The 19,186-nt window shown below is 60.0% G+C and carries 18 protein-coding genes and 1 pseudogene; 6 read left to right on the top strand and 13 right to left on the bottom strand.

Going from position 1 to position 19,186, the window contains the following annotated elements; translation table 11 throughout:
* The first annotated feature begins 27 nt into the window (after window positions 1–27).
* The gene (ettA, locus tag PHF15_RS03465) at window positions 28–1,689 is read left to right on the top strand and encodes an energy-dependent translational throttle protein EttA (RefSeq protein ID WP_300118966.1); all 1,662 of its coding nucleotides are present in this window, start codon (window positions 28–30) and stop codon (window positions 1,687–1,689) included.
* Window positions 1,690–1,712: 23 nt separating this feature from the next.
* The gene (locus PHF15_RS03460) at window positions 1,713–4,007 is read left to right on the top strand and encodes a DUF1631 family protein (RefSeq protein ID WP_300118964.1); all 2,295 of its coding nucleotides are present in this window, start codon (window positions 1,713–1,715) and stop codon (window positions 4,005–4,007) included.
* A gap of 39 nt (window positions 4,008–4,046) precedes the next feature.
* Here PHF15_RS03460 and PHF15_RS03455 read toward each other — a convergent pair whose 3' ends face one another.
* From PHF15_RS03455 to PHF15_RS03445, 3 genes are all read right to left on the bottom strand, one after another.
* Window positions 4,047–4,493, bottom strand: a complete 447-nt coding sequence (locus PHF15_RS03455; RefSeq protein WP_300118963.1) for a GatB/YqeY domain-containing protein — start codon at window positions 4,491–4,493, stop codon at window positions 4,047–4,049.
* Window positions 4,494–4,595: 102 nt separating this feature from the next.
* Window positions 4,596–4,808, bottom strand: a complete 213-nt coding sequence (gene rpsU / locus PHF15_RS03450; RefSeq protein ID WP_296159322.1) for a 30S ribosomal protein S21 — start codon at window positions 4,806–4,808, stop codon at window positions 4,596–4,598.
* A 181-nt stretch (window positions 4,809–4,989) separates the two neighbouring features.
* A complete protein-coding gene (locus PHF15_RS03445; RefSeq protein ID WP_300118962.1) occupies window positions 4,990–5,892 on the bottom strand; it encodes an alpha/beta fold hydrolase in 903 nt (300 codons plus the stop codon).
* A gap of 87 nt (window positions 5,893–5,979) precedes the next feature.
* Here PHF15_RS03445 and PHF15_RS03440 point away from each other — a divergent pair, with 87 nt between their 5' ends.
* Window positions 5,980–6,558, top strand: a complete 579-nt coding sequence (locus PHF15_RS03440; RefSeq protein ID WP_300118961.1) for an MOSC domain-containing protein — start codon at window positions 5,980–5,982, stop codon at window positions 6,556–6,558.
* A 64-nt stretch (window positions 6,559–6,622) separates the two neighbouring features.
* Here the strand turns inward: PHF15_RS03440 and PHF15_RS03435 are convergent, their stop codons facing one another.
* The gene (locus tag PHF15_RS03435; RefSeq protein ID WP_300118960.1) at window positions 6,623–7,525 is read right to left on the bottom strand and encodes an acyltransferase; all 903 of its coding nucleotides are present in this window, start codon (window positions 7,523–7,525) and stop codon (window positions 6,623–6,625) included.
* Between the two features lie 46 nt (window positions 7,526–7,571).
* Between PHF15_RS03435 and PHF15_RS03430 the strand changes: the two genes are divergently transcribed.
* Window positions 7,572–8,696, top strand: a complete 1,125-nt coding sequence (locus PHF15_RS03430) for an oxidoreductase (RefSeq protein ID WP_300118959.1) — start codon at window positions 7,572–7,574, stop codon at window positions 8,694–8,696.
* On the opposite strand, the gene PHF15_RS03425 is transcribed toward PHF15_RS03430, so the two are convergent.
* On the bottom strand, window positions 8,689–9,348 hold the full coding sequence (locus PHF15_RS03425; protein ID WP_300118958.1) for an LON peptidase substrate-binding domain-containing protein: 660 nt from the start codon (window positions 9,346–9,348) through the stop codon (window positions 8,689–8,691). The genes PHF15_RS03430 and PHF15_RS03425 overlap by 8 nt on opposite strands.
* A 226-nt stretch (window positions 9,349–9,574) precedes the next feature.
* On the opposite strand from PHF15_RS03425, the gene PHF15_RS03420 reads away from it, so the two are divergent.
* The gene (locus PHF15_RS03420) at window positions 9,575–11,911 is read left to right on the top strand and encodes a YgiQ family radical SAM protein (RefSeq protein ID WP_300118957.1); all 2,337 of its coding nucleotides are present in this window, start codon (window positions 9,575–9,577) and stop codon (window positions 11,909–11,911) included.
* A 1-nt stretch (window position 11,912) separates the two neighbouring features.
* On the opposite strand, the gene PHF15_RS03415 is transcribed toward PHF15_RS03420, so the two are convergent.
* Both PHF15_RS03415 and ompR read right to left on the bottom strand, forming a co-directional pair.
* Entirely contained in the window at window positions 11,913–13,250 is a 1,338-nt protein-coding gene (locus PHF15_RS03415; RefSeq protein WP_300118956.1) for a sensor histidine kinase, read from the bottom strand.
* Window positions 13,237–13,968: a two-component system response regulator OmpR gene (gene ompR, locus PHF15_RS03410; RefSeq protein ID WP_300118955.1), complete on the bottom strand. Its 732-nt coding sequence runs from the start codon at window positions 13,966–13,968 to the stop codon at window positions 13,237–13,239. Before ompR ends, PHF15_RS03415 begins: the two co-directional genes overlap by 14 nt.
* 136 nt (window positions 13,969–14,104) lie before the next feature.
* Between ompR and PHF15_RS03405 the strand changes: the two genes are divergently transcribed.
* A complete protein-coding gene (locus PHF15_RS03405; protein ID WP_300118953.1) occupies window positions 14,105–14,812 on the top strand; it encodes an SIMPL domain-containing protein in 708 nt (235 codons plus the stop codon).
* On the opposite strand, the gene ureG is transcribed toward PHF15_RS03405, so the two are convergent.
* The 6 genes and pseudogenes from ureG to ureA all read right to left on the bottom strand — a co-directional run bounded on the left by ureG (window position 14,781) and on the right by ureA (window position 19,144).
* Entirely contained in the window at window positions 14,781–15,467 is a 687-nt protein-coding gene (gene ureG, locus PHF15_RS03400) for an urease accessory protein UreG (RefSeq protein WP_300118952.1), read from the bottom strand. The two genes, PHF15_RS03405 and ureG, sit on opposite strands and share 32 nt — an antisense overlap.
* A gap of 43 nt (window positions 15,468–15,510) precedes the next feature.
* On the bottom strand, window positions 15,511–16,227 hold the full coding sequence (locus tag PHF15_RS03395; RefSeq protein ID WP_300118950.1) for an urease accessory UreF family protein: 717 nt from the start codon (window positions 16,225–16,227) through the stop codon (window positions 15,511–15,513).
* Window positions 16,196–16,672, bottom strand: a pseudogene (ureE, locus tag PHF15_RS03390) (urease accessory protein UreE); the annotation flags it as partial. The pseudogene ureE and the gene PHF15_RS03395, both read right to left, overlap by 32 nt.
* Complete coding sequence (gene ureC, locus PHF15_RS03385) at window positions 16,672–18,417, bottom strand: urease subunit alpha (RefSeq protein ID WP_300118949.1); 1,746 nt, start codon at window positions 18,415–18,417, stop codon at window positions 16,672–16,674. The gene ureC and the pseudogene ureE, both read right to left, overlap by 1 nt.
* A gap of 96 nt (window positions 18,418–18,513) precedes the next feature.
* On the bottom strand, window positions 18,514–18,819 hold the full coding sequence (locus PHF15_RS03380; RefSeq protein WP_300118947.1) for an urease subunit beta: 306 nt from the start codon (window positions 18,817–18,819) through the stop codon (window positions 18,514–18,516).
* Window positions 18,820–18,841: 22 nt separating this feature from the next.
* Window positions 18,842–19,144: an urease subunit gamma gene (gene ureA, locus PHF15_RS03375; protein ID WP_300118945.1), complete on the bottom strand. Its 303-nt coding sequence runs from the start codon at window positions 19,142–19,144 to the stop codon at window positions 18,842–18,844.
* Between the last annotated feature and the right edge of the window lie 42 nt (window positions 19,145–19,186).

The following is a 19,186-nucleotide window of genomic DNA, read 5'->3' as shown; positions in this document are numbered from 1 at the left end:
TATCCCTAATGTGAATGCAATAGACTCATGGCTCAATACGTATTTTCAATGAACCGCGTCGGCAAGATCGTGCCGCCAAAGCGGCACATTCTGAAAGACATTTCTCTCAGTTTTTTCCCAGGCGCCAAGATCGGCGTGCTGGGCACCAATGGTTCGGGCAAATCGACCCTGCTCAGGATCATGGCCGGTTTGGACAAGGAAATCGAAGGTGAAGCCATCCCGATGCCGGGTCTGAACATCGGCTACCTGCCGCAAGAACCCCAATTGGACCCGGACAAAACCGTGCGCGAAACCGTGGAAGAAGCCATGGGCAAGGTGCTGAACGCCAAGGCGCGCCTCGAAGAGGTTTACATCGCCTATGGTGATGAAGATGCCGACTTCGACAAGCTGGCGGCCGAGCAGGCCGAACTCGAAGCCATCATCGCCACGGCCGGCACCGACTCCGAACACCAGCTCGAAATTGCCGCAGATGCCCTGCGCCTGCCGCCGTGGGAGGCCCGGGTGGGCCTGTTGTCCGGCGGTGAAAAGCGCCGCGTGGCGCTGTGCCGCCTGCTGCTGGAGCACCCCGACATGCTGCTGCTGGACGAACCCACCAACCACTTGGATGCCGAGTCGGTGGACTGGCTGGAGCAATTTTTGCAGCGCTACAGCGGCACCGTGGTGGCCATCACCCACGACCGATATTTTCTGGACAACGCCGCCGAGTGGATTCTGGAGCTCGACCGCGGCAACGGCATCCCGTACAAGGGCAACTACAGCTCATGGATGGAGCAAAAGCAGGCACGTCTGGAGCAGGAGCAAAAGGGCGAAGATTCCCGCGCCAAGGCGCTCAAGAAAGAACTGGAATGGTCGCGCCAGAACCCCAAGGCGCGCCAGGCAAAGAGCAAGGCCCGCCTGGCCCGCTTCGAGGAACTGTCCGACTTCGAATACCAGAAGCGCAACGAGACCAACGAAATCTTCATTCCCGTGGCGGATCGTCTGGGTCAGGAAGTGATTGAGTTTGTCAATGTCACGAAGTCCTTTGGCGACCGAGTGCTGATCGACAACCTGAGCTTCAAGGTGCCACCGGGCGCCATCGTCGGCATCATCGGCCCCAACGGCGCCGGTAAATCCACACTGTTCAAGATGATTGCCGGACGCGAAAAACCAGATTCCGGCGAAGTCAAGATCGGCCAGACCGTCAAAATGGCCTTTGTCGATCAGAATCGCGACGACCTCAGCAACGAAAAGACCGTTTGGGAAGACGTCTCCGGCGGCCTCGATATGTTGAACATCGGCAAGTTCCAGATGGCGAGCCGAGCCTATTGCGGGCGCTTCAATTTCAATGGCGCCGACCAGCAAAAACGCGTGGGCACGCTCTCGGGTGGAGAACGCGGGCGACTGCACCTGGCCAAAACCCTGATTGCCGGTGGCAACGTGCTGATGCTCGACGAGCCATCCAACGACCTTGACGTGGAAACCCTGCGCGCGCTGGAAGACGCCTTGCTCGAGTTTGCCGGCTCGGTCATGGTGATCAGCCACGACCGCTGGTTTCTGGACCGCATTGCCACCCACATTCTGGCCTGCGAAGGCGACAGCCAGTGGTACTTTTATGATGGCAATTACCAGGAATACGAGGCCGACAAGAAAAAACGCCTGGGTGAAGAAGGTGCGCGCCCCCACCGCATGCGTTTCAAGGCCTTACGCTAACAGAAGACGAATCGAGCAACAGAGTGACTGCCGCCGTTCGAAGTGAACACTACCTGAATTTGTTTCGCGCTGCATTGGGGCAGTCGGCGCGTGATGGCGAGGGCTTGTTGCGCGAGGTGTTTCATGCTGCATTGCGCTCGCTCGACGCAGAAATTGCGCATGCTGCCGGGCAACCCGAACGCGATCAGTTGCGCCTGAGTTGTCAATGGCTGGATAACAGGGCGGCGGCCCTTTGCGCCCAATTCCCGGCCCAGTTGCGGCAGGTATTTCAGAGCAAGCATGCCATTAGTTCCCAATTTGGTGAACTGGCTTTGGGTGAATTGAACCATGACCAGTTGGAGCAGATGGATGAAACCCAAGTGCAGGAGCGGGTTGAAATGGCACGGGTACTGCGTTCAGTGCAACTCCTGGTGCAAGATTCGCTGAACGAGCTTAATGGCTACATGAGCGCCTTGGAGGGACTTGATCACATCAAGCAGGAGCGCAATCCCTTGCGACCGCAAATTTATCTGAAGGTCCTGCACCAGCTGATGGTCGATGCAGCCGTGCCCACGTCCATGCGGATCATCTGGTTGAACCACATGGCAGCAGCCTTGGGAAAAGCCTTGCACGGCTCATACGCCTTACTGGTAAAGAAAATCAAATCTTATGGTGTGACTCCGTTGTCATTGGCCCAAACGGTGCCGCCCGAAAGAACGCTTGTTGAGCCCGTGTTTGAATTCAGGCGCCAGCAAGCTGATGCGGTCGAAGCACCAGCTCAGCCCGGTGCGCTGACGCTGCACCGCTTGCATGAATTATTTGCGACGCAGACACCTGCCCCGCAGCTGCTGGCTCCGGACGAGGTGGATACGCAATTTTCGGGCACCGTTGACCTGAGTCCCCTCGAAGATGACGACGAGCCGACCACCGACTTTGCCGCGACGATTCCGGTTGCCTTTGAGGCTTTGCAAAACATGATCCAGGTGGACAACGTCTTGGCGCGCCTGCCAAAACGCCACCAAACAGTCTCTGATGCCGATGGCCAGCCGGAATCCATCCGGCAAAAATTTCGCCGCAAGTGCCAGACTTCCGCGCAAGTCCTGAGCTTTGAAGTGATGTGCCAGATGGTTGACAACCTGGTGCAAGACCCCCGGTTGCTCGAACCCATCCGCCGTGTCATCGAAGATTTGGAGCCTGCCCTGTTCCAATTGGTGAAGGTGGATGTGCGTTTTTTCAATAACAAGCTCCATCCGGCACGCCGCCTGCTCCAGGAACTGACTCAGCGCGGGCTGGCCTTTGAAGCGGTTGACGCGCCCGGATGCGCACTTTTCATCAGGTCGCTACATCGCTACGTCAACCCCTTGTCGCGCATGCCCGTTGAGAATGCCGAGCCTTTTGAGCTGGCCTTGAAAAATCTCAATGCCATGTGGTCAGAGCAATCGCAAGGCACCAACAAGACCGTTGAACAGGCAAAGCAAGCCTTGAGCCGGGCCGAAGAGCGCAACCTGCTGGCCGAAAAAATGGTCGCCATCCTGGAGCGGATTCCCGACATGAAGCGGGTGCATGCCACCGTGGCAGAATTTATTCTCGGGCCGTGGGCTCAGGTCATGGCTTATGTCGAACTCGATAATTCCGAGGGTGTTGAGGACCCTGGCGAATACAAAAGCCTGGTCAATTTTCTGCTTTGGAGCGCACAGCCCGAGCTGACCCGTGGCGATGTCGGCAGGCTGACCCGACAGGTCGCCAGTCTTCTGTCAAAACTGCGCGAGGGTCTGGCGCTAATCGATTACCCAACCCTGAAAACCAGTGCGTTTTTTGATTCGTTGATGAAATTGCATCAACAGGCCTTTAGCCCGGCCGTCAGAGCGCCGGAACTGCCAAGCCAAGACCCGGGGAACAATTCGCCCGGCAAACGTCAGCACTGGGTTGCACCAGCCGAGGTTCAGGCCTCCGGCTTCATGGACCTGGCTGACGAAGCTGCTGCCTATCAGTATGATCAGCCAGGTGCGCCCTTGCTGGAGTCCGTGATACCCATGGCAAGCCAGACCCAACCGGTGCCCGTCAGTATTGATCTGGAGCAGCTGGCCGTTGGTACTTGGGTGGAAATACGTGTCAAGGATGTCTGGCAACGCGCCCAGCTCAGCTGGATCAGCCCGCAACACACCATGTACCTGTTTACCAACCAAAATGGTCGCACGCGATCCATGGCGCGCGAGTCGATCGAAAAGCTGCTGGCAACCCAGGCTTTGCAGGTGGTCTCCGAGCAATCCATGGTGGATGGCGCACTTGATGCGGTGGTTCACACCGCCATGCTCAACAGCCTCGATCTCCGGCTGTGATGACCCGCCGGATGCGGCGCCGCTCCGAGCGGGCCTGACTCAGCTTGCCAGCGCGATCTTGACCGCTTTCGACACCATGGCCATGTCGGCTTTGCCGGCCAGTTGCGCCTTCACGGCTGCCATCACCTTGCCCATGTCGCCGGGACCTTTGGCGCCCAGACTGGTCACGATGGCTTGCACCGCCGCACTGACTTCTTGCGCATTCAGCCGCTGCGGCAAATAGGCTTGCAACACCACGATTTCGGCACTTTCCTTGTCTGCCAGGTCCATGCGCTGGGCCTTGGTGAAGGCCTCCACAGAGTCCTTGCGCTGTTTGATGAGCTTGTCCACAATGGCGATCATGTCGGCATTGCTCAGGACCACGCGCTCGTCCACTTCCTTCTGCTTGGCCGCTGCCAGCAGCAGGCGGATGGTGCCCAGGCGCTCGCTGTCCTTGGCGCGCATGGCGGTTTTCATGTCTTCGATCACCTGGTCTTTGAGTGACATCTTCGATACTCCTTGAATGGATTCGGGCATAAAAAAAGCCCGCCTGAGCGTCCCCGGCGAGCTTGTGCAAGAGGCTGTTACAGCCCTGTCAGAGCAACAGGATCAGTACAGCTTCTTGGGCAATTGCATGGCACGAATGCGCTTGTAATTGCGTTTAACGGCGGCAGCCTTCTTGCGCTTGCGCTCGGAAGTGGGTTTTTCGTAGAACTCGCGGGCGCGCAAGTCGGTCAGAAGACCCAGTTTTTCAATGGTGCGTTTGAAGCGACGCAGCGCGACGTCAAAAGGTTCGTTGTCTTTAACACGGATGGTTGTCATTACGTCAAGAGATCCTAAATATGCAAACGTTCAGTTTCGGGAAGATCGGGCCTGAAACTCAACAATTTACGAAGTTCCCCGCTTAAAAGTTGATCAGGCAGCGGAGTTTTGCCAGCAAAGCCATGGATTATAGCGATGAGCCATGGCATATCAGAACCATCCTGGCATGAAATAGGCAGCTTTAGTCTAATTTTTGCAACAGCCACTGGATCACACGGTCGTCCAGACACAGTTCCAGATGTCCCACGCCTTCGAACTCGGTAACCGCAGCACCTTCGAGCACCTGCTCGCGCTGCGGATAAACAATGTTGTCATGCCTGGTCAAGGCAATGTGTATCAATTGCCGGGTGGCTTGGCTTTCGGCGGCCTGCAGGGCTTGCAACCAGGGGCTGTGCCAATTCATTTGTGCCACATTGGTGGTGAGCGGCCAGGCTGCACTATTTGTGCCTTGGTGCGGTGTTCCCAGCGTGATGATTTTGGCCACCACAGCGCTGCCATGCCGACGCAGCCAGGCGCGTATGACCAATCCTCCCATGCTGTGACCCACCAGCGTCACCCGCGCGGCACCGGTTGCCTGCTTCAATTGCTGCACGGCCTGCTGGATTTGCGGGGTGTAATCCTCAATCGAGGCAAAGAGTGGTTCCAGGGTGATGGCCAGCACCGGATGGCCAGCATGGTGCAGCGCCCGTGCCACTTTGTCCCATACCCGGTAGTTGGAAATGTAGCCATGCACCAGCAGCACGGGCACCCGCCAGGGCTGCGTTCGCTGGGCGGTGTCTGGCAACCAGACTTCGGTTTTCGCGGAAGCGAAGGGCATTTGCAGCCAGAAAATTCGCAGGGCAGCCAAAAATTCACCCCCAAACGCCCGCCACCACAAGGTTCCGGCCTGTTTCGGCCGCGACAGAATCATGCTCGTGCTGATCACAGCCAACTGCAGCAGCAGAGGCAGCAGCAGGGCGCACAGAAACACGAGCGCCAGTGCAGATGCCCCACTTTGGTCGAGTCGATCCGCAACATAGATTCCCAGCATGCCGCCCACCAGCAATTGAAAGAAGTAAATGCGGCGCAGTAAGCGGGCGAGCATGGGCGGTGTCCTGATAATGGGGTGTCGGTCCGTCGAGTATGCCAGTAGCGGCATCGGGCCGATCGAATCAACCCGCAAGTTTTTACCATGCCCCAACTTTTAAGTCTGCAAATCGGCAGCGCCCGGCGTGTCGGCATTCATGGACGCAATGTGCTCACGGCCATTCACAAACAAGCTGCTATCGGGCAGGTCGCGGTGATGCCGCTGGGGCTGGCAGGCGACGAGCAAGCCGACCTGTCGGTGCATGGCGGCCTGGATAAAGCGGTATATGCCTACCCGAGCGAGCACTACCCATTCTGGCGACAAGCCCGTGCCGATGCCGGGCTGGCTGGCCTCGACGATGGCCTGCCTTGGGGCAGCATGGGTGAAAACCTGAGCCTTGCGGGTTTGCTCGAGTGCGAAGTGTGGGTTGGCGACGTGCTTCAATTTGCCCACTGTGCCTTGCGTGTGACGCAACCGCGCGAACCCTGTTACAAGTTCAACGCCGCGATGGGTTTTTCTCATGCGAGCAAGGTGATGGCGCAGCAGGGCTGTTGCGGTTTTTACCTGGCTGTTGAGGTGCCCGGCATGCTGCAGGCCGGTGAAGTCTTTGAGCTGGTGGCGGGTCCGCGCCGGCTTGGCATCCCGGAAATGTTCAGCGCCAAGTTATTCAAGCACCTGCGCTAATTCGACTGTTCATCTGTCATAAATATAATTAAATCAATATTTTATATAGGATTATTGAAGTAAATTATTCAATTATTTTGGTCAGAAGCTTGTCCAGCAGGGCGTCCTTGTCGGTCCATAACTGATTGATCCAGACCTGGCACAACTCGCGCAAAGCCTGCGAGGGGTCGCCTGCAGCCTTGGCAGCCACCCGCGGAACAGCCAGAGTGCGAGCCTGCACGATGACCCGCGGCGCGCGACCCTGCAAAAACTGCCAGAAATTGGGCGTGCCATCCGGGTAGGCAATGGTGATGTCGAGCACCGCACCAAATTTTTCGCCCATGGCGTCCAGCGCCAGGCTGATGCCGCCGGCCTTGGGCTTGAGGAGATGCCGGTAGGGTGACTGCTGGCGTTGTTGTTTGGCCCGGGTAAAGCGCGTGCCCTCGACAAAATTCATCACGCTGGTGGGCACCAGCGCGTATTTTTCGCAGGCGGCGCGAGTGGTGGCGGCGTCCTTGCCGCGCTCTTCCGGATGCATTTGCAGAAATGCCTCGCTGTGCCGGCGCATGAACGGGAACTCCAGCGCCCACCAGGCCAGGCCCATGATGGGCACCCAGATCAATTGCTTCTTCAGGAAAAACTTGAGCAGGGGAATGCGCCGGTTCAGCACATGCTGCAATACCAGAATGTCAACCCATGACTGGTGGTTGCAAATCACCAGATACCACTGACGCGGGTTCAGGTCCTGCAGGCCGCTTACGTCCCATTGCAGCGGTTGCGTCAGGCGCATCCAGCCACTGTTGCCGGCAATCCAGGCCTCCGCAATGCGCAGCAGCAAGGGGTCAACCGCCAAGCGCACCCGCCTGAAGGGCAGCACCAGCTTGATCATGGCAGTGATCAACAACAGAGGCACCCAGAGCAAAATGTTGAGCAGCATCAGTGCGCTGGCAATGACACCGTTGATCGGTGCTGGCAAAAAGTGAAGCATGGCTAAATTGTGCGCGATTTTCTGTGATGATTCGGGCATGAACCTCATGCCATCAACTCAACACCCCCATCGGCATGCGCCCCTGCAAGTCGCACTGATCGGCTACGGCAGCGCCGGCCGCATCTTTCATGCGCCGCTCATTGCCGGCGTGCCCGGCCTGCTCCTGGCCTGCATCGTGACGCGTCAGTTCGAGGCGGTGCAGCGCGACTGGCCTGCCGTGCCCTGCGTGGCTGCGGCCGGTGCCGCGCTGGCCGACCCGGCCATCGACTTGGTGGTGATCGCCACCCCGAACGACAGTCATTTTGAATTGGCCCGGGCCGCGCTGCAGGCGGGCAAACATGTGGTGGTGGACAAACCCTGCACCGTGACGCTGACTCAGACCGAAACCCTGCTGGACCTGGCGCGCCAACGGGGCAAGGTGCTCACGGTTTTCCAAAACCGGCGCCTTGATAGCGATTTTCTGTCCGTGCAGCAGGTTATCCAAAGTGGCCAGTTGGGCCGAGTGGTGCAGGTGGATTCGCACTTTGACCGCTATCGCCCCATGGTGCCGACGCGCTGGCGCGAACAAAATCTGCCCGGCTCCGGCCTCTGGCTGGACCTGGGGCCGCATTTGCTGGACCAGGCGCTGGTGCTGTTTGGCCAACCTGATGCGCTACTGCTGGAACAAGCCGAGCTGCGCGACAGCGCTCATGTGAACGACTGGTTTCATGCCGTGCTGCGCTATGGCAGGCCGCAGGGCAGCCTGCGCGTGATCCTGCACGCTAGCACGCTGGTGGCCGAGCCAGGGCCACGCTGGGTTGTGCACGGCACCCAGGGCAGCTTCAAAAAATTTGGCCTCGACGTGCAAGAAGACGCCCTGAAAGCTGGCCAGCGCCCGCATCTGGATGCCCTGCACGACTGGGGACAGGATCCGCAGCCGGGCCAGCTGCTGCACATGGAAAACATACCCGGCGTGGCAGTGCCGGTGTCGGTGCGCACGGTAGCGCCCCAGGCTGGTGGCAACTATCTGGCCTATTACGCCCAATTGCGTGACTATCTCTGGGGACTGGCGCCGCAGCCCGGCGTTACACGTGCCCAGGTGCACGCCGTGATGCAACTGCTGGGCCTGGGGGAGCAAAGCGCGGCGCTGGGGCAGTTTGTGGCGCTGCCAACGCCAGTAGCGCTCAGGTAGGAATACCGTTGCGCTCCAGCAAATCGCTCACCAGTTCCAAGCGCACCAAGGGATTGTCCAGCGTCAGAAGACGGTGCTTTTGCGCTAGCGACATCGGCAGCAGATCGCACCAGCGGTTGGCCACCCAGGCGCAGTCATGCAGCGCGTAGGGCGGCTGGATCGGCATCTGCTCCGGCGTGATGCCCTGCGCTTTCAGGGTGTCTATCACGCGTGCCAGCGCACCTGCCACCGGCAACAAGTCTTCTGGAATCGGCACGCTTTGATCGTCCGACAACAACTCGGCGTGGCCTACCCACAGGCCGTGCTTGAGCAACTCAGGCTGGACCACACTGAAGCGCTGCGCCCCAGTGCAACTGATCAGCATCAAGCCCGGTTGCGGCCGACTCAAGTGGGTGATGCGCGCCAAGGTGCCCTCGGGATAGAAAATTTCCTGGGCTGTGCCGGCCTCACCCGCCAGGTCGCTTGGGGCAGTGTGCACCTCCGAGCCACACTTGAGCGTGACAACGCCAAACGGCTCACCCGCCTTGAAGCACTTGCCGACCATGTCAAGGTAACGCACCTCAAAAATCCGCAAGGGCAGGCAGCCGCCCGGGAACAGCACCAGTTCCAGGGGAAAAAGCGGTAACACATCGAACGATGGGTTATCAGTCATGACTGTTGTGGAAAATTGAGTCTGAATGCCACAGCGCCAGGAGGCACGATAGATCGAGACCATGTTAACGCAGTCCATCAGACGCAACTAGCCGACCCCGCCGAACCCCGCAATCGTTCAAAGGGACTGTTTTAGGCTCTGCCAGCCAAGCCGGCAATGACCTTGATGGCAATGTTTCAAACCTCAAAACCTTACACTTGGCATCCCCTCCCACCCCTATGTGCCCATGAACGCCTTGGTTGACGTCTCTTTTTTCTCGCGTGCCGCCAAGCCGCTGTCGAGCTACCGCAAGTTCTGGGCAGCCCGTTTTGGCACGGCGCCGTTCTTGCCGATGAGCCGCGCCGAGATGGAGCAACTGGGCTGGGACAGCTGCGACGTGGTGCTGGTCACCGGCGACGCCTATGTGGACCATCCCAGCTTTGGCATGGCGGTGATTGGCCGCATGCTTGAAGACCAGGGTTTTCGGGTGGGCATCATCGCCCAGCCCGACTGGCAAAGCGCCGAGCCCTTCAAGGCGCTTGGCAAACCCAATTTGTTCTGGGGCGTCACGGCGGGCAACATGGACAGCATGATCAACCGCTACACCGCCGACCGCAAGATACGTACCGATGACGCCTACACCCCCGGCGACATTGGCGGCAAACGGCCCGACCGCGCCGCCATTGTTTACAGCCAGCGTTGCCGCGAGGCGTACAAGGACGTGCCGATCATTTTGGGTGGCATTGAAGGCAGCCTGCGCCGCATCGCCCACTACGACTACTGGAGCGACAAGGTGCGCCGCAGCATTGTGGTTGACGCCAAATGTGACCTGCTGCTGTACGGTAACGCCGAGCGCGCCATCGTTGAAATTGCCCATCGCCTGAGCCGGCGCGAGCCGGTAGAGCATATCACCGACGTGCGCGGTACCGCCTTTGTGCGCCGCACTGACGACGATACCCGCCTGGGCTGGTTCGAGATCGACTCGACCGACGTCGACTCACCTGGCACGGTCGAGTCGCACATCAACCCCTACCAGACCACCAGCGAGCAAGCAGCCGGGCAGGGCACGACCTGCAGCAAGGAGGACCAGGCCGTTCGGCCTGAGCCTGTCGAAGGGCCTGTAGGGGCTTCGACAAGCTCAGCCAGAACGGACCGTGGCAGTGGTTCCCAGCCTTTGTGCTTCATGCCCAACCCCGCGCTGTCCCAGCGCGCGGGCAGGCAGACTCTGCCCGCGCGTGACCGCACCGTGATCCGCCTGCCCAGCTACGAGCAGGTCAGGTCCGACCCGGTGCTTTACGCCCACGCCAACCGAGTGTTGCACCTGGAAACCAACCCCGGCAACGCCCGCGCGCTGGTGCAGGCGCACGGGGAGGGCGCGACCGCCCGTGATGTCTGGATCATGCCGCCGCCCATTCCGCTCACCACCGCCGAGATGGACCAGGTCTTTGGCCTGCCCTATGCGCGCAGCCCGCACCCCAGCTACGCGGATGAAAAGGGCAGCCATGACCACGCCACCAAGATCCCAGCCTGGGAGATGATCCGTTTTAGTGTCAACATCATGCGTGGCTGCTTTGGCGGCTGCACCTTTTGCTCGATCACCGAGCACGAGGGCCGCATCATCCAGAGCCGCTCGGAAGAGTCGGTCATCAAGGAAATCGAGGACATCCGCGACAAGGTGAAAGGCTTCACCGGCACAATCTCCGACCTGGGTGGCCCGACGGCCAACATGTACCGGCTGGGCTGCAAAAGCCCCGAGATCGAAGCCGCCTGCCGCAAGCCGAGCTGCGTTTTTCCCGGCATCTGCCAGAACCTGGGCACCGACCACCAGCCGCTGATCAACATCTACCGCCGTGGCCGCGCCTTGAAGGGTATCAAGAAGATTTTGATCGGCTCGGGCGTGCGCTACGACCTGGCCGTGCAAAGCCCTGAATACGTCAAGGAACTGGTGCAGCACCATGTCGGCGGTTACCTCAAGATTGCGCCCGAGCACACCGAGCAGGGACCCTTGAGCAAAATGATGAAGCCCGGCATGGGAACCTACGACAAGTTCAAGACCCTGTTTGACAAGTTCACACTGGAAGCCGGAAAAAAACAGTTCCTGATCCCGTACTTCATTGCCGCCCACCCCGGCACCAGCGACGAAGACATGATGAACCTGGCGATCTGGCTCAAGAAAAACGGCTTCCGCGCCGACCAGGTGCAAACCTTTTACCCCAGCCCCATGGCCACCGCCACGGCCATGTACCACACTGACCTGAATCCGCTCAAGGGCATTCATCGGGACGACCGGGCAGAAAAAGTGGACGTGGTGCGCGGTGAACGTCGCCGCCGCTTGCATAAGGCTTTTTTGCGCTATCACGACCCCAACAACTGGCCGCTGCTGCGCGACGCGCTCAAGGCGATGGGCCGGGCCGATTTGATCGGCAACGGCAAGCACCATTTGATCCCGACGTTTCAGCCCTTGACGGATGGAAGCTACACCAGCGCCCGGCGCAAGAACTCAAGCACTGCAGCAGTCAAGACGCCCAAACCCGGTCGTTTATTGACCCAGCACACCGGCCTGCCACCGCGTGTGAAGAAGTGATTCAACTCACTTGGGCAAGCTGCAATCGGATATTTGCGCACAAGCCGCCGCCGCTGGCATTGCTGAGCTCCAGCGTACCCCTCATGCGCGAGACGATTTTTTGCACAATCGCCAGACCCAGGCCGGTGCCGTTGGCAGCCGTACGGGCGGCTTCACCGCGAAAAAATGGTGTCGTCAACTGTTTGAGTTGATCAGCAGGCACGCCCGGGCCATGGTCGCGCACGCTCAGCAGCACGGTGTTGTCCATTTGACGCGCCACCACTTCCACCCGCGCCAGACCGCTATCGGCCGACGTGCCATAGCGCGCAGCGTTTTCAATCAGGTTGGTGACCACGCGCTGTAACTCCACGGCATCGGCCTGAACCATCAGATTGGGTTCAAGACTTACCTTGATGTCAAGCTCGGGGCGGTGGCGCAGCGCTGTCAGGCTCTGCTCGATGGTCTGGCTGAGTGCGACCGGGCTCAGTTTGATATGGCCAGGCCGTGCGTAATCCAGAAACTTGTTGATGATGGCGTCAAGTTGCGCAATGTCGTTGGCCATGTGCTCACGCGCCGCAGGATCACTGACACTGAGTTCGGCCTCCAGCCGCAATCGTGCCAGCGGCGTGCGCAAATCGTGCGAAATACCGGCCAGCATCACCGCACGCTCTTCTTCGATTCTGGTGAGCTTTTGTGTCATGCGGTTAAAACCGATATTGACCGCCCTGATCTCGTTGGTGCTCACCGTTTCATCGAGTCGGCTGGCCTCGAAGTCGCCCTCGCGCACGCGTTTGGCGGCAAACGACAGATCTTTCAGGGGCTTGTTGATGAGCCGCGCCATCCAGGCCGCGCCAAGCAGCGACAAAGCCGCCGCGGTGCTCAGCCAGACCAGCCAAGTCTTGGCTTCGGGCTGGTCAAAGCGGGAACGATCCGTTTGTAGCCAGAAATGGTCCTTGTTAATGTCGAAGCCAATCCACAGGCCTTCCACGCCATTGACCTTTTCCGCCACCAGCGTGTCTGGCCCCAGACGATTTTTCAACTCCTTCGCCATGTAGTGGTTGAGTTCGTCATTGTTCAGGGGCTGAATCACATCATTGGGTTCGCGCGGCACGATCACCACGTGCTCCTGGTCTTTCATGGTCTTGAACAGCGAGACCTGGGTGATGCTGTCGGTGTGCATGACCGCGGCACGGCTCAGATTGACCATCGACGCAATCTGCCGTCCGGTCTGGGTGGCGCGTGGTTCGGCTTCGAGTTCGTGCATGGTCTCGGTCCAGGCCAGGACACTGCCCAACAGCAGCAGCGCCAGCAGCACAAAAGTGCGCCAGAACAGGCTCAGGCGGGGGTTATTGCTCGCCATCAGGAACAAACACGTAACCGACGCCCCACACGGTCTGGATGTAGCGCGGCGCGGTGGCATCTTCCTCGATGAGTTTGCGCAGCCGCGACACCTGCACATCGAGGCTGCGGTCGAAGGGCTCAAAGTCGCGCCCGCGGGCCAGTTGCGCCAGTTTTTCGCGCGACAGCGGCTGGCGAGGATGCCGCACAAGCGCCTTGAGCATGGCAAATTCACCGGTTGTCAGGCTCAGTTCTTCCTGGCCCTTGCGCAGGATGCGCGCGCCCAGGTCAAAGCTGAAAGGACCAAAAATCACGGTTTCATTCTCGGGCGACGGCGAACCCGGTGCTTCTACCGTTGGTCTGCGGCGCAGCACGGCATGAATGCGGGCCAGCAGTTCGCGCGGGTTGAAGGGCTTACCCAGGTAGTCATCGGCACCCACTTCAAGTCCCACAATGCGGTCGATGTCCTCGCCCTTGGCCGTGAGCATGATGATGGGGGTGCGGTCGTTGGCACCGCGCAGGCGTCGGCACACCGACAAGCCGTCTTCGCCTGGCATCATCAGGTCGAGCACGATCAGATCAACGGGTTCTCGCTGCAGCACGCGGGTCAGCCCCTTGCCGTCTTCAGCCTGCAGTACCTCGAAACCTTCTTGCGTCAGGTAGCGGCGCAACAGGTCGCGAATGCGGGCGTCGTCATCGACCACCAATATTTTGTCAACACGATCGGGTTTTGCGGACATACTTCGCTCCAGGACAATTTGTAACAAGCGCGATTTTGCGTGTTTGAATTTGTGGTTTATGATTTTTTTGGACGTATTGACATGCTGTTACAAATTATTTTCTCATTGACTGGACTGTATCCTTAAGGAATCCGAGATGAAAAACTGCATGAAACTGATCGCGGTCAGCGCTTCCATGATGAGCGCAAGCGCCGCTTTTGCTCAACACATGGCGCCACCGCTGCCGAGTCAGCGGGTGAGCCTGGCGGCCAGCGCCACGGTGCAGGTGCCGCAAGACGAACTGACCCTGACCCTGAGCACCCAGCGCGAAGGCGTGATTGCGCAAGAGGTGCAAAGCCAACTCAAGACAGCACTGGATGCTGCGCTGACGCTGGCCAAACGGCAGGAACAAAGTCCCTTGATGAGCGTCAGCACCGGGCGTTTCGGACTGTCGCCACGGCACGATCGCAATGGCAAGCTGGTTGGCTGGCAGGGTTTGGCTGAACTGGTGTTGCAAGGGCGTGATTTTGTGCGCATCGGCCAGACGGCGGGGCAGTTGCAAACCCTGAGCGTGGCCAGTGTCAGCTTTGGCTTGAGTTCGCAACTGCGCCAGGAGGCGCAGGCGCAGGCGCAAAGCCAAGCCATCGAACAGTTTCAGAAAAACGCCACGGAGATCGCCAAAAGTTTCGGCTTTGGCGGCTACACCCTGAGCGAGATCAATGTCAACGCCAACCAGATCGGCCCGGTGCGGCCCTACATGATGGCGGCCAGCGCCAAGTCGATGGCGGAAGACGCCCCGGTGCCGCTGGAAGCCGGTTTGAGCAACGTGAGCGTCAATGTGTCGGGCTCGGTGCAGTTGAAGTAGCGCTCTTAAGCATGCCTTTCTGCTCAATGAAGTCCACAACGTGCGCCAGGCCATCGAGTGTTTTCAGGTTGGTCATGACAAAGGGCCTGAGGCCCTTGGGCGTGCTGCGCATGCGCGTGGTATCTAGCGCCATCACGTCCAGATTGGCGCCCACATAAGGGGCCAGGTCGGTTTTGTTGATCACAAACAAATCGCTCTTGGTGATGCCGGGGCCGCCCTTGCGCGGGATTTTTTCGCCCGCCGCCACGTCGATCACATAGATCGTCAGGTCGGACAGTTCGGGGCTGAAAGTGGCGGCCAGGTTGTCGCCGCCGCTCTCGATGAACACAATGTCGGCATTCGGAAAATCCACCAGCATGCGGTCGATGGCCTCCAGGTTGATCGACGCGTCTTCACGGATCGCAGTGTGCGGGCAACCGCCGGTCTCCACACCCATGATGCGCTCGGGCGGCAGGGCGCCGCTTACGGTGAGCAGGCGCTGGTCTTCCTTGGTGTAGATGTCGTTGGTGATGGCCACCAGGTCGTATTCGTCGCGCATGGCCTTGCACAGCATTTCCAGCAGCGTGGTTTTACCCGAGCCCACCGGGCCACCGATGCCCACGCGCAAAGGGGGCAGGTGTTTGGTGCGGTTCTTGATGTGATGTAGTGAGGTCATGGTGATGGGGCTTCGACAGGCTCAGCCTGAACGATATAAAGGGTTACGAGCGGAAAAGACGTGAATACTGAACTTCATGCTGGGCGCTCAAAATGGCCAGCATCGGAGAATAAGCCTGGCGCGCGTGGTCTGGCACCGACATCGCGTGATTGATGGCCGCAGGAATGGCGGACGTCAAGGCCGACAGAATGCGCTGCCCGGCACTTTGGCCCAGGGGCACTGATTTGATCGCGGCCTGAACCATGTTCTCGGCCCAGCCGAAGGCGCAGGCCAGCAAGCACTCGCGCACGGGCGCGCCAGTGGCGCTGGCGGCCAGCGCAAAGACCAGCGGATACGTGGGTTGCAGTTCGGCCAGCAGTTCGATTTGCGATGCGCTGGAAGTGGTGTGGTTGCGCAGCCATTCGAGCAGGGAGCGGCCCATTTGCTCGGTCTGCGCGCGCAGTTCGCTGCTTTCGCGTGTCTGCAGCACCCAGGTGTTGAGGGTGGCGATGCGGCTGGCGTCTGCGGCCCGCCATGCGGGAATGGCTTGGGCCAGTACCGCCAGGTCACCGCGCGCCAGGCTCAGTTCAAGCTGGTCCAACAGCCAATCTTCGGCTTCAGCTTCTGTCGTTACCCGAGCCGTGTCGACCGCTGCCTCCAGACCTTCCGAATACGAAAAACCGCCAATCGGCAGTGCCGGCGAGGCCAGCCACATGAGTTGCAGCAGGCTGGTGTCATGCATGGTGGTGATCGTGTCCATGCGCATGGCCGTCGCTGGCATAGGCGCCGCTCTCCGGCTCGAAAGCCTCGGTCACCTCAGTTACGATCAAATGCATGGCGCGCAGCATGTCGGCCAGCACATGGTCGGGCTCGATCTTGAGGTGGTTGGGCTTGAGTTCGATCGGCACATGGCGGTTGCCCAGGTGGTAGGCGGCGCGAACCAAATCGAAAGTCGATCCATGGCTGCTGCAAGGCGTGATGCGCAGCACGGTCTGCGGTGCCGCAATCACCCTGATCAGTGAGCCGTCTTCCGCCACCAGCACATCGCCTCCGCGTACCACTGTGCCTCGTGGCAGAAAGATGCCGATCGCTCGCCCGGCAGAGTCGATGGCTTCAAACCGGCTCTTCTGCCGCAGGTCCCAGTCCAGTTCGACATGGGTCGCGCGCTTGAGCAGCACCGGGGCCAGGCACTGCCCTTGAGGAATCAGTTTGGAGATGTGGAACATCAAAACAAGAAGTAGCGCTGCGCCATCGGCAAGGTCACGGCCGGCTCGCAGGTGAGCAGCTCGCCGTCGGCGCGCACGCTGTAGGTCTGGGCGTCGATCTCCATCCTGGGCAGGGCGTGGTTATGGATCATGTGCTCTTTGCGAATGCCACGGATGTTGCGCACCGAGCTCACATTTTTGGCCAGACCAAAGCGCTCCTTGATGCCTGCGTTCTCGCCCGCCTGCGAGATGAAAGTAATCGAGCCCCTGGCCAAGGCGCCGCCATAGCTGCCAAACATGGGCCGGTAATGCACCGGCTGCGGTGTGGGAATTGACGCATTGGGATCGCCCATGGCGGCCATGGCGATAAAACCGCCCTTGAGAATCAGCGCGGGCTTGATGCCAAAAAACGCAGGTTTCCAGACCACCAGGTCGGCCCATTTACCGATCTCGATACTGCCCACCTCATGCGCCATGCCGTGGGTCAGCGCCGGGTTGATGGTGTACTTCGCGAGGTAGCGCTTGACGCGGTAATTGTCGTTGCGTTGCTGTTGTTCCACCGGCTCGTTGCGCCCCACCGGTGGTGCCAGCCAGCCGCGCTGCGCCTTCATCTTGTGCGCGGTCTGCCAGGTGCGGATGATGACCTCGCCAACACGGCCCATGGCCTGGCTGTCGCTGCTCATGATGCTGATCGCGCCCAGGTCGTGCAGGATGTCCTCGGCGGCGATGGTTTCCTTGCGGATGCGGCTCTCGGCAAAAGCCAGGTCTTCGGCAATGCCCGCGTCGAGGTGGTGGCAGACCATCAGCATGTCGACATGCTCGTCGAGCGTGTTGACGGTGTAGGGGCGCGTGGGATTGGTGGAGGAGGGCAACACATTGGGTTCGCCCACCAGTTTCATGATGTCGGGCGCATGGCCGCCGCCCGCGCCCTCGGTGTGAAAAGTGTGGATGCTGCGGCCCTTGAAGGCGGCCAGCGTGTCTTCCACAAAGCCTGATTCGTTGAGGGTGTCGGTGTGGATCGCGACCTGGGTGTCGGTGGCCTCGGCCACGTTCAGGCAGTTGTCGATGGCGGCCGGCGTGGTGCCCCAGTCTTCATGCAGCTTGAGGCCGATGGCACCGGCGTTGATCTGCTCATGCAGTGCATGCGGCAGGCTGGCATTGCCCTTGCCCAGAAAGCCCAGGTTCATGGCAAAAGCGTCGGCGGCCTGCAACATGCGCTCGATGTGCCACGGCCCCGGGGTGCAGGTGGTGGCAAAGGTGCCGGTAGCCGGGCCGGTGCCGCCGCCGGTCATGGTGGTGATGCCGCTGCTCAGGGCTTCTTCGATGAGTTGCGGGCAGATGAAGTGGATGTGGCTGTCAAAACCGCCTGCGGTGACGATGCTGCCTTCACAACTGATCACTTCAGTGCCCGGACCGATGACGATGTCCACGCCCGGCTGGGTGTCGGGGTTGCCGGCCTTGCCAATGGCGACGATGCGGCTGTCCTTGAGACCGATGTCGGCCTTGATGATGCCCCAGTGGTCGATGATCAGGGCGTTGGTCATGACGGTGTCCATAGCCCCTTCAGCGCGGGCGCGCTGGCTTTGCGCCATGCCGTCGCGGATGGTCTTGCCGCCGCCGAACTTGACTTCCTCGCCGTAGCCGCCGGCGCGCAGGGTCAGGTCGGCTTCGACCTCGATGACCAGGTTGGTGTCGGCCAGGCGCACCCTGTCCCCCACGGTGGGGCCGAATATTTCTGCGTAAGCGCGTCGTCCAATCGTTGCCATGTGATTCACTTTCCGTTCGCCCTGAGCCTGTCGAAGGGCTGGTGATAGGTTGCTTTTTTGGGCTTCGACAGGCTCAGCCCGAACGGTGCTTGGCAGTTAAAGTGCACCTTGAGTGAGGCCACGAAAGCCGTAAACAATGCGACGTCCTGCATAGTCCACCAGTTCCACCGTGCGCTGCTGGCCCGGCTCAAAACGCACCGCCGACCCCGACGGGATGTTCAATCGCATGCCTTGCGCTGCGGCACGGTCAAAGCCGAGCGCGGCGTTGGTTTCGGCAAAGTGGTAATGCGAGCCGACCTGGATCGGGCGCTCGGACGCGTTGACCACCACCAGTGTCTGGGTGCGCCTGCCGGGGTTGAGCACATGGTCGGGGCCATCGGTGAATACTTCGCCAGGGATCATGGATGGCTCGCTTTATTGATTTTCAGACAATCGGCTGGTGGACCGTGACCAACTTGGTGCCATCGGGGAAGGTGGCCTCAACCTGGATGTCGGGAATCATGTCGGCGATGCCGTCCATCACGTCGGCGCGTGTCAGTATGGTGCGGCCAAAGCTCATGAGCTGGGCCACGGTTTGGCCGTCGCGCGCGCCTTCCATCACGGCGCAGCTGATCAGCGCCACGGCTTCGGGGTAGTTGAGTTTCAAGCCACGTGCTTTTCGGCGTTCTGCCAGCAGGCCGGCGGTGAACAGCAGGAGCTTGTCTTTTTCGCGGGGGGTGAGTTCCATAATTTCAATAATGCAAAAGCCGTGCCTAAGAATTGGCGGATT

Source organism: Rhodoferax sp. (assembly GCF_028689295.1).
GTDB lineage: Bacteria > Pseudomonadota > Gammaproteobacteria > Burkholderiales > Burkholderiaceae_C > Rhodoferax.
This window is presented reverse-complemented; position numbering and strand designations above follow the sequence as displayed.

What these genes read in the sequence shown, in the direction of transcription:
- ettA (WP_300118966.1), top strand. Translation starts at nt 28, where the DNA reads ATGGCTCAATACGTATTTTCAATGAACCGCGTCGGCAAGATCGTGCCG.
- PHF15_RS03455 (WP_300118963.1), bottom strand. Translation starts at nt 4,493, where the DNA reads ATGTCACTCAAAGACCAGGTGATCGAAGACATGAAAACCGCCATGCGC.
- rpsU (WP_296159322.1), bottom strand. Translation starts at nt 4,808, where the DNA reads ATGACAACCATCCGTGTTAAAGACAACGAACCTTTTGACGTCGCGCTG.
- PHF15_RS03445 (WP_300118962.1), bottom strand. Translation starts at nt 5,892, where the DNA reads ATGCTCGCCCGCTTACTGCGCCGCATTTACTTCTTTCAATTGCTGGTG.
- PHF15_RS03440 (WP_300118961.1), top strand. Translation starts at nt 5,980, where the DNA reads ATGCCCCAACTTTTAAGTCTGCAAATCGGCAGCGCCCGGCGTGTCGGC.
- PHF15_RS03435 (WP_300118960.1), bottom strand. Translation starts at nt 7,525, where the DNA reads ATGCTTCACTTTTTGCCAGCACCGATCAACGGTGTCATTGCCAGCGCA.
- PHF15_RS03430 (WP_300118959.1), top strand. Translation starts at nt 7,572, where the DNA reads ATGCCATCAACTCAACACCCCCATCGGCATGCGCCCCTGCAAGTCGCA.
- PHF15_RS03425 (WP_300118958.1), bottom strand. Translation starts at nt 9,348, where the DNA reads ATGACTGATAACCCATCGTTCGATGTGTTACCGCTTTTTCCCCTGGAA.
- PHF15_RS03420 (WP_300118957.1), top strand. Translation starts at nt 9,575, where the DNA reads ATGAACGCCTTGGTTGACGTCTCTTTTTTCTCGCGTGCCGCCAAGCCG.
- PHF15_RS03415 (WP_300118956.1), bottom strand. Translation starts at nt 13,250, where the DNA reads ATGGCGAGCAATAACCCCCGCCTGAGCCTGTTCTGGCGCACTTTTGTG.
- ompR (WP_300118955.1), bottom strand. Translation starts at nt 13,968, where the DNA reads ATGTCCGCAAAACCCGATCGTGTTGACAAAATATTGGTGGTCGATGAC.
- PHF15_RS03405 (WP_300118953.1), top strand. Translation starts at nt 14,105, where the DNA reads ATGAAAAACTGCATGAAACTGATCGCGGTCAGCGCTTCCATGATGAGC.
- ureG (WP_300118952.1), bottom strand. Translation starts at nt 15,467, where the DNA reads ATGACCTCACTACATCACATCAAGAACCGCACCAAACACCTGCCCCCT.
- PHF15_RS03395 (WP_300118950.1), bottom strand. Translation starts at nt 16,227, where the DNA reads ATGCCAGCGACGGCCATGCGCATGGACACGATCACCACCATGCATGAC.
- ureC (WP_300118949.1), bottom strand. Translation starts at nt 18,417, where the DNA reads ATGGCAACGATTGGACGACGCGCTTACGCAGAAATATTCGGCCCCACC.
- PHF15_RS03380 (WP_300118947.1), bottom strand. Translation starts at nt 18,819, where the DNA reads ATGATCCCTGGCGAAGTATTCACCGATGGCCCCGACCATGTGCTCAAC.
- ureA (WP_300118945.1), bottom strand. Translation starts at nt 19,144, where the DNA reads ATGGAACTCACCCCCCGCGAAAAAGACAAGCTCCTGCTGTTCACCGCC.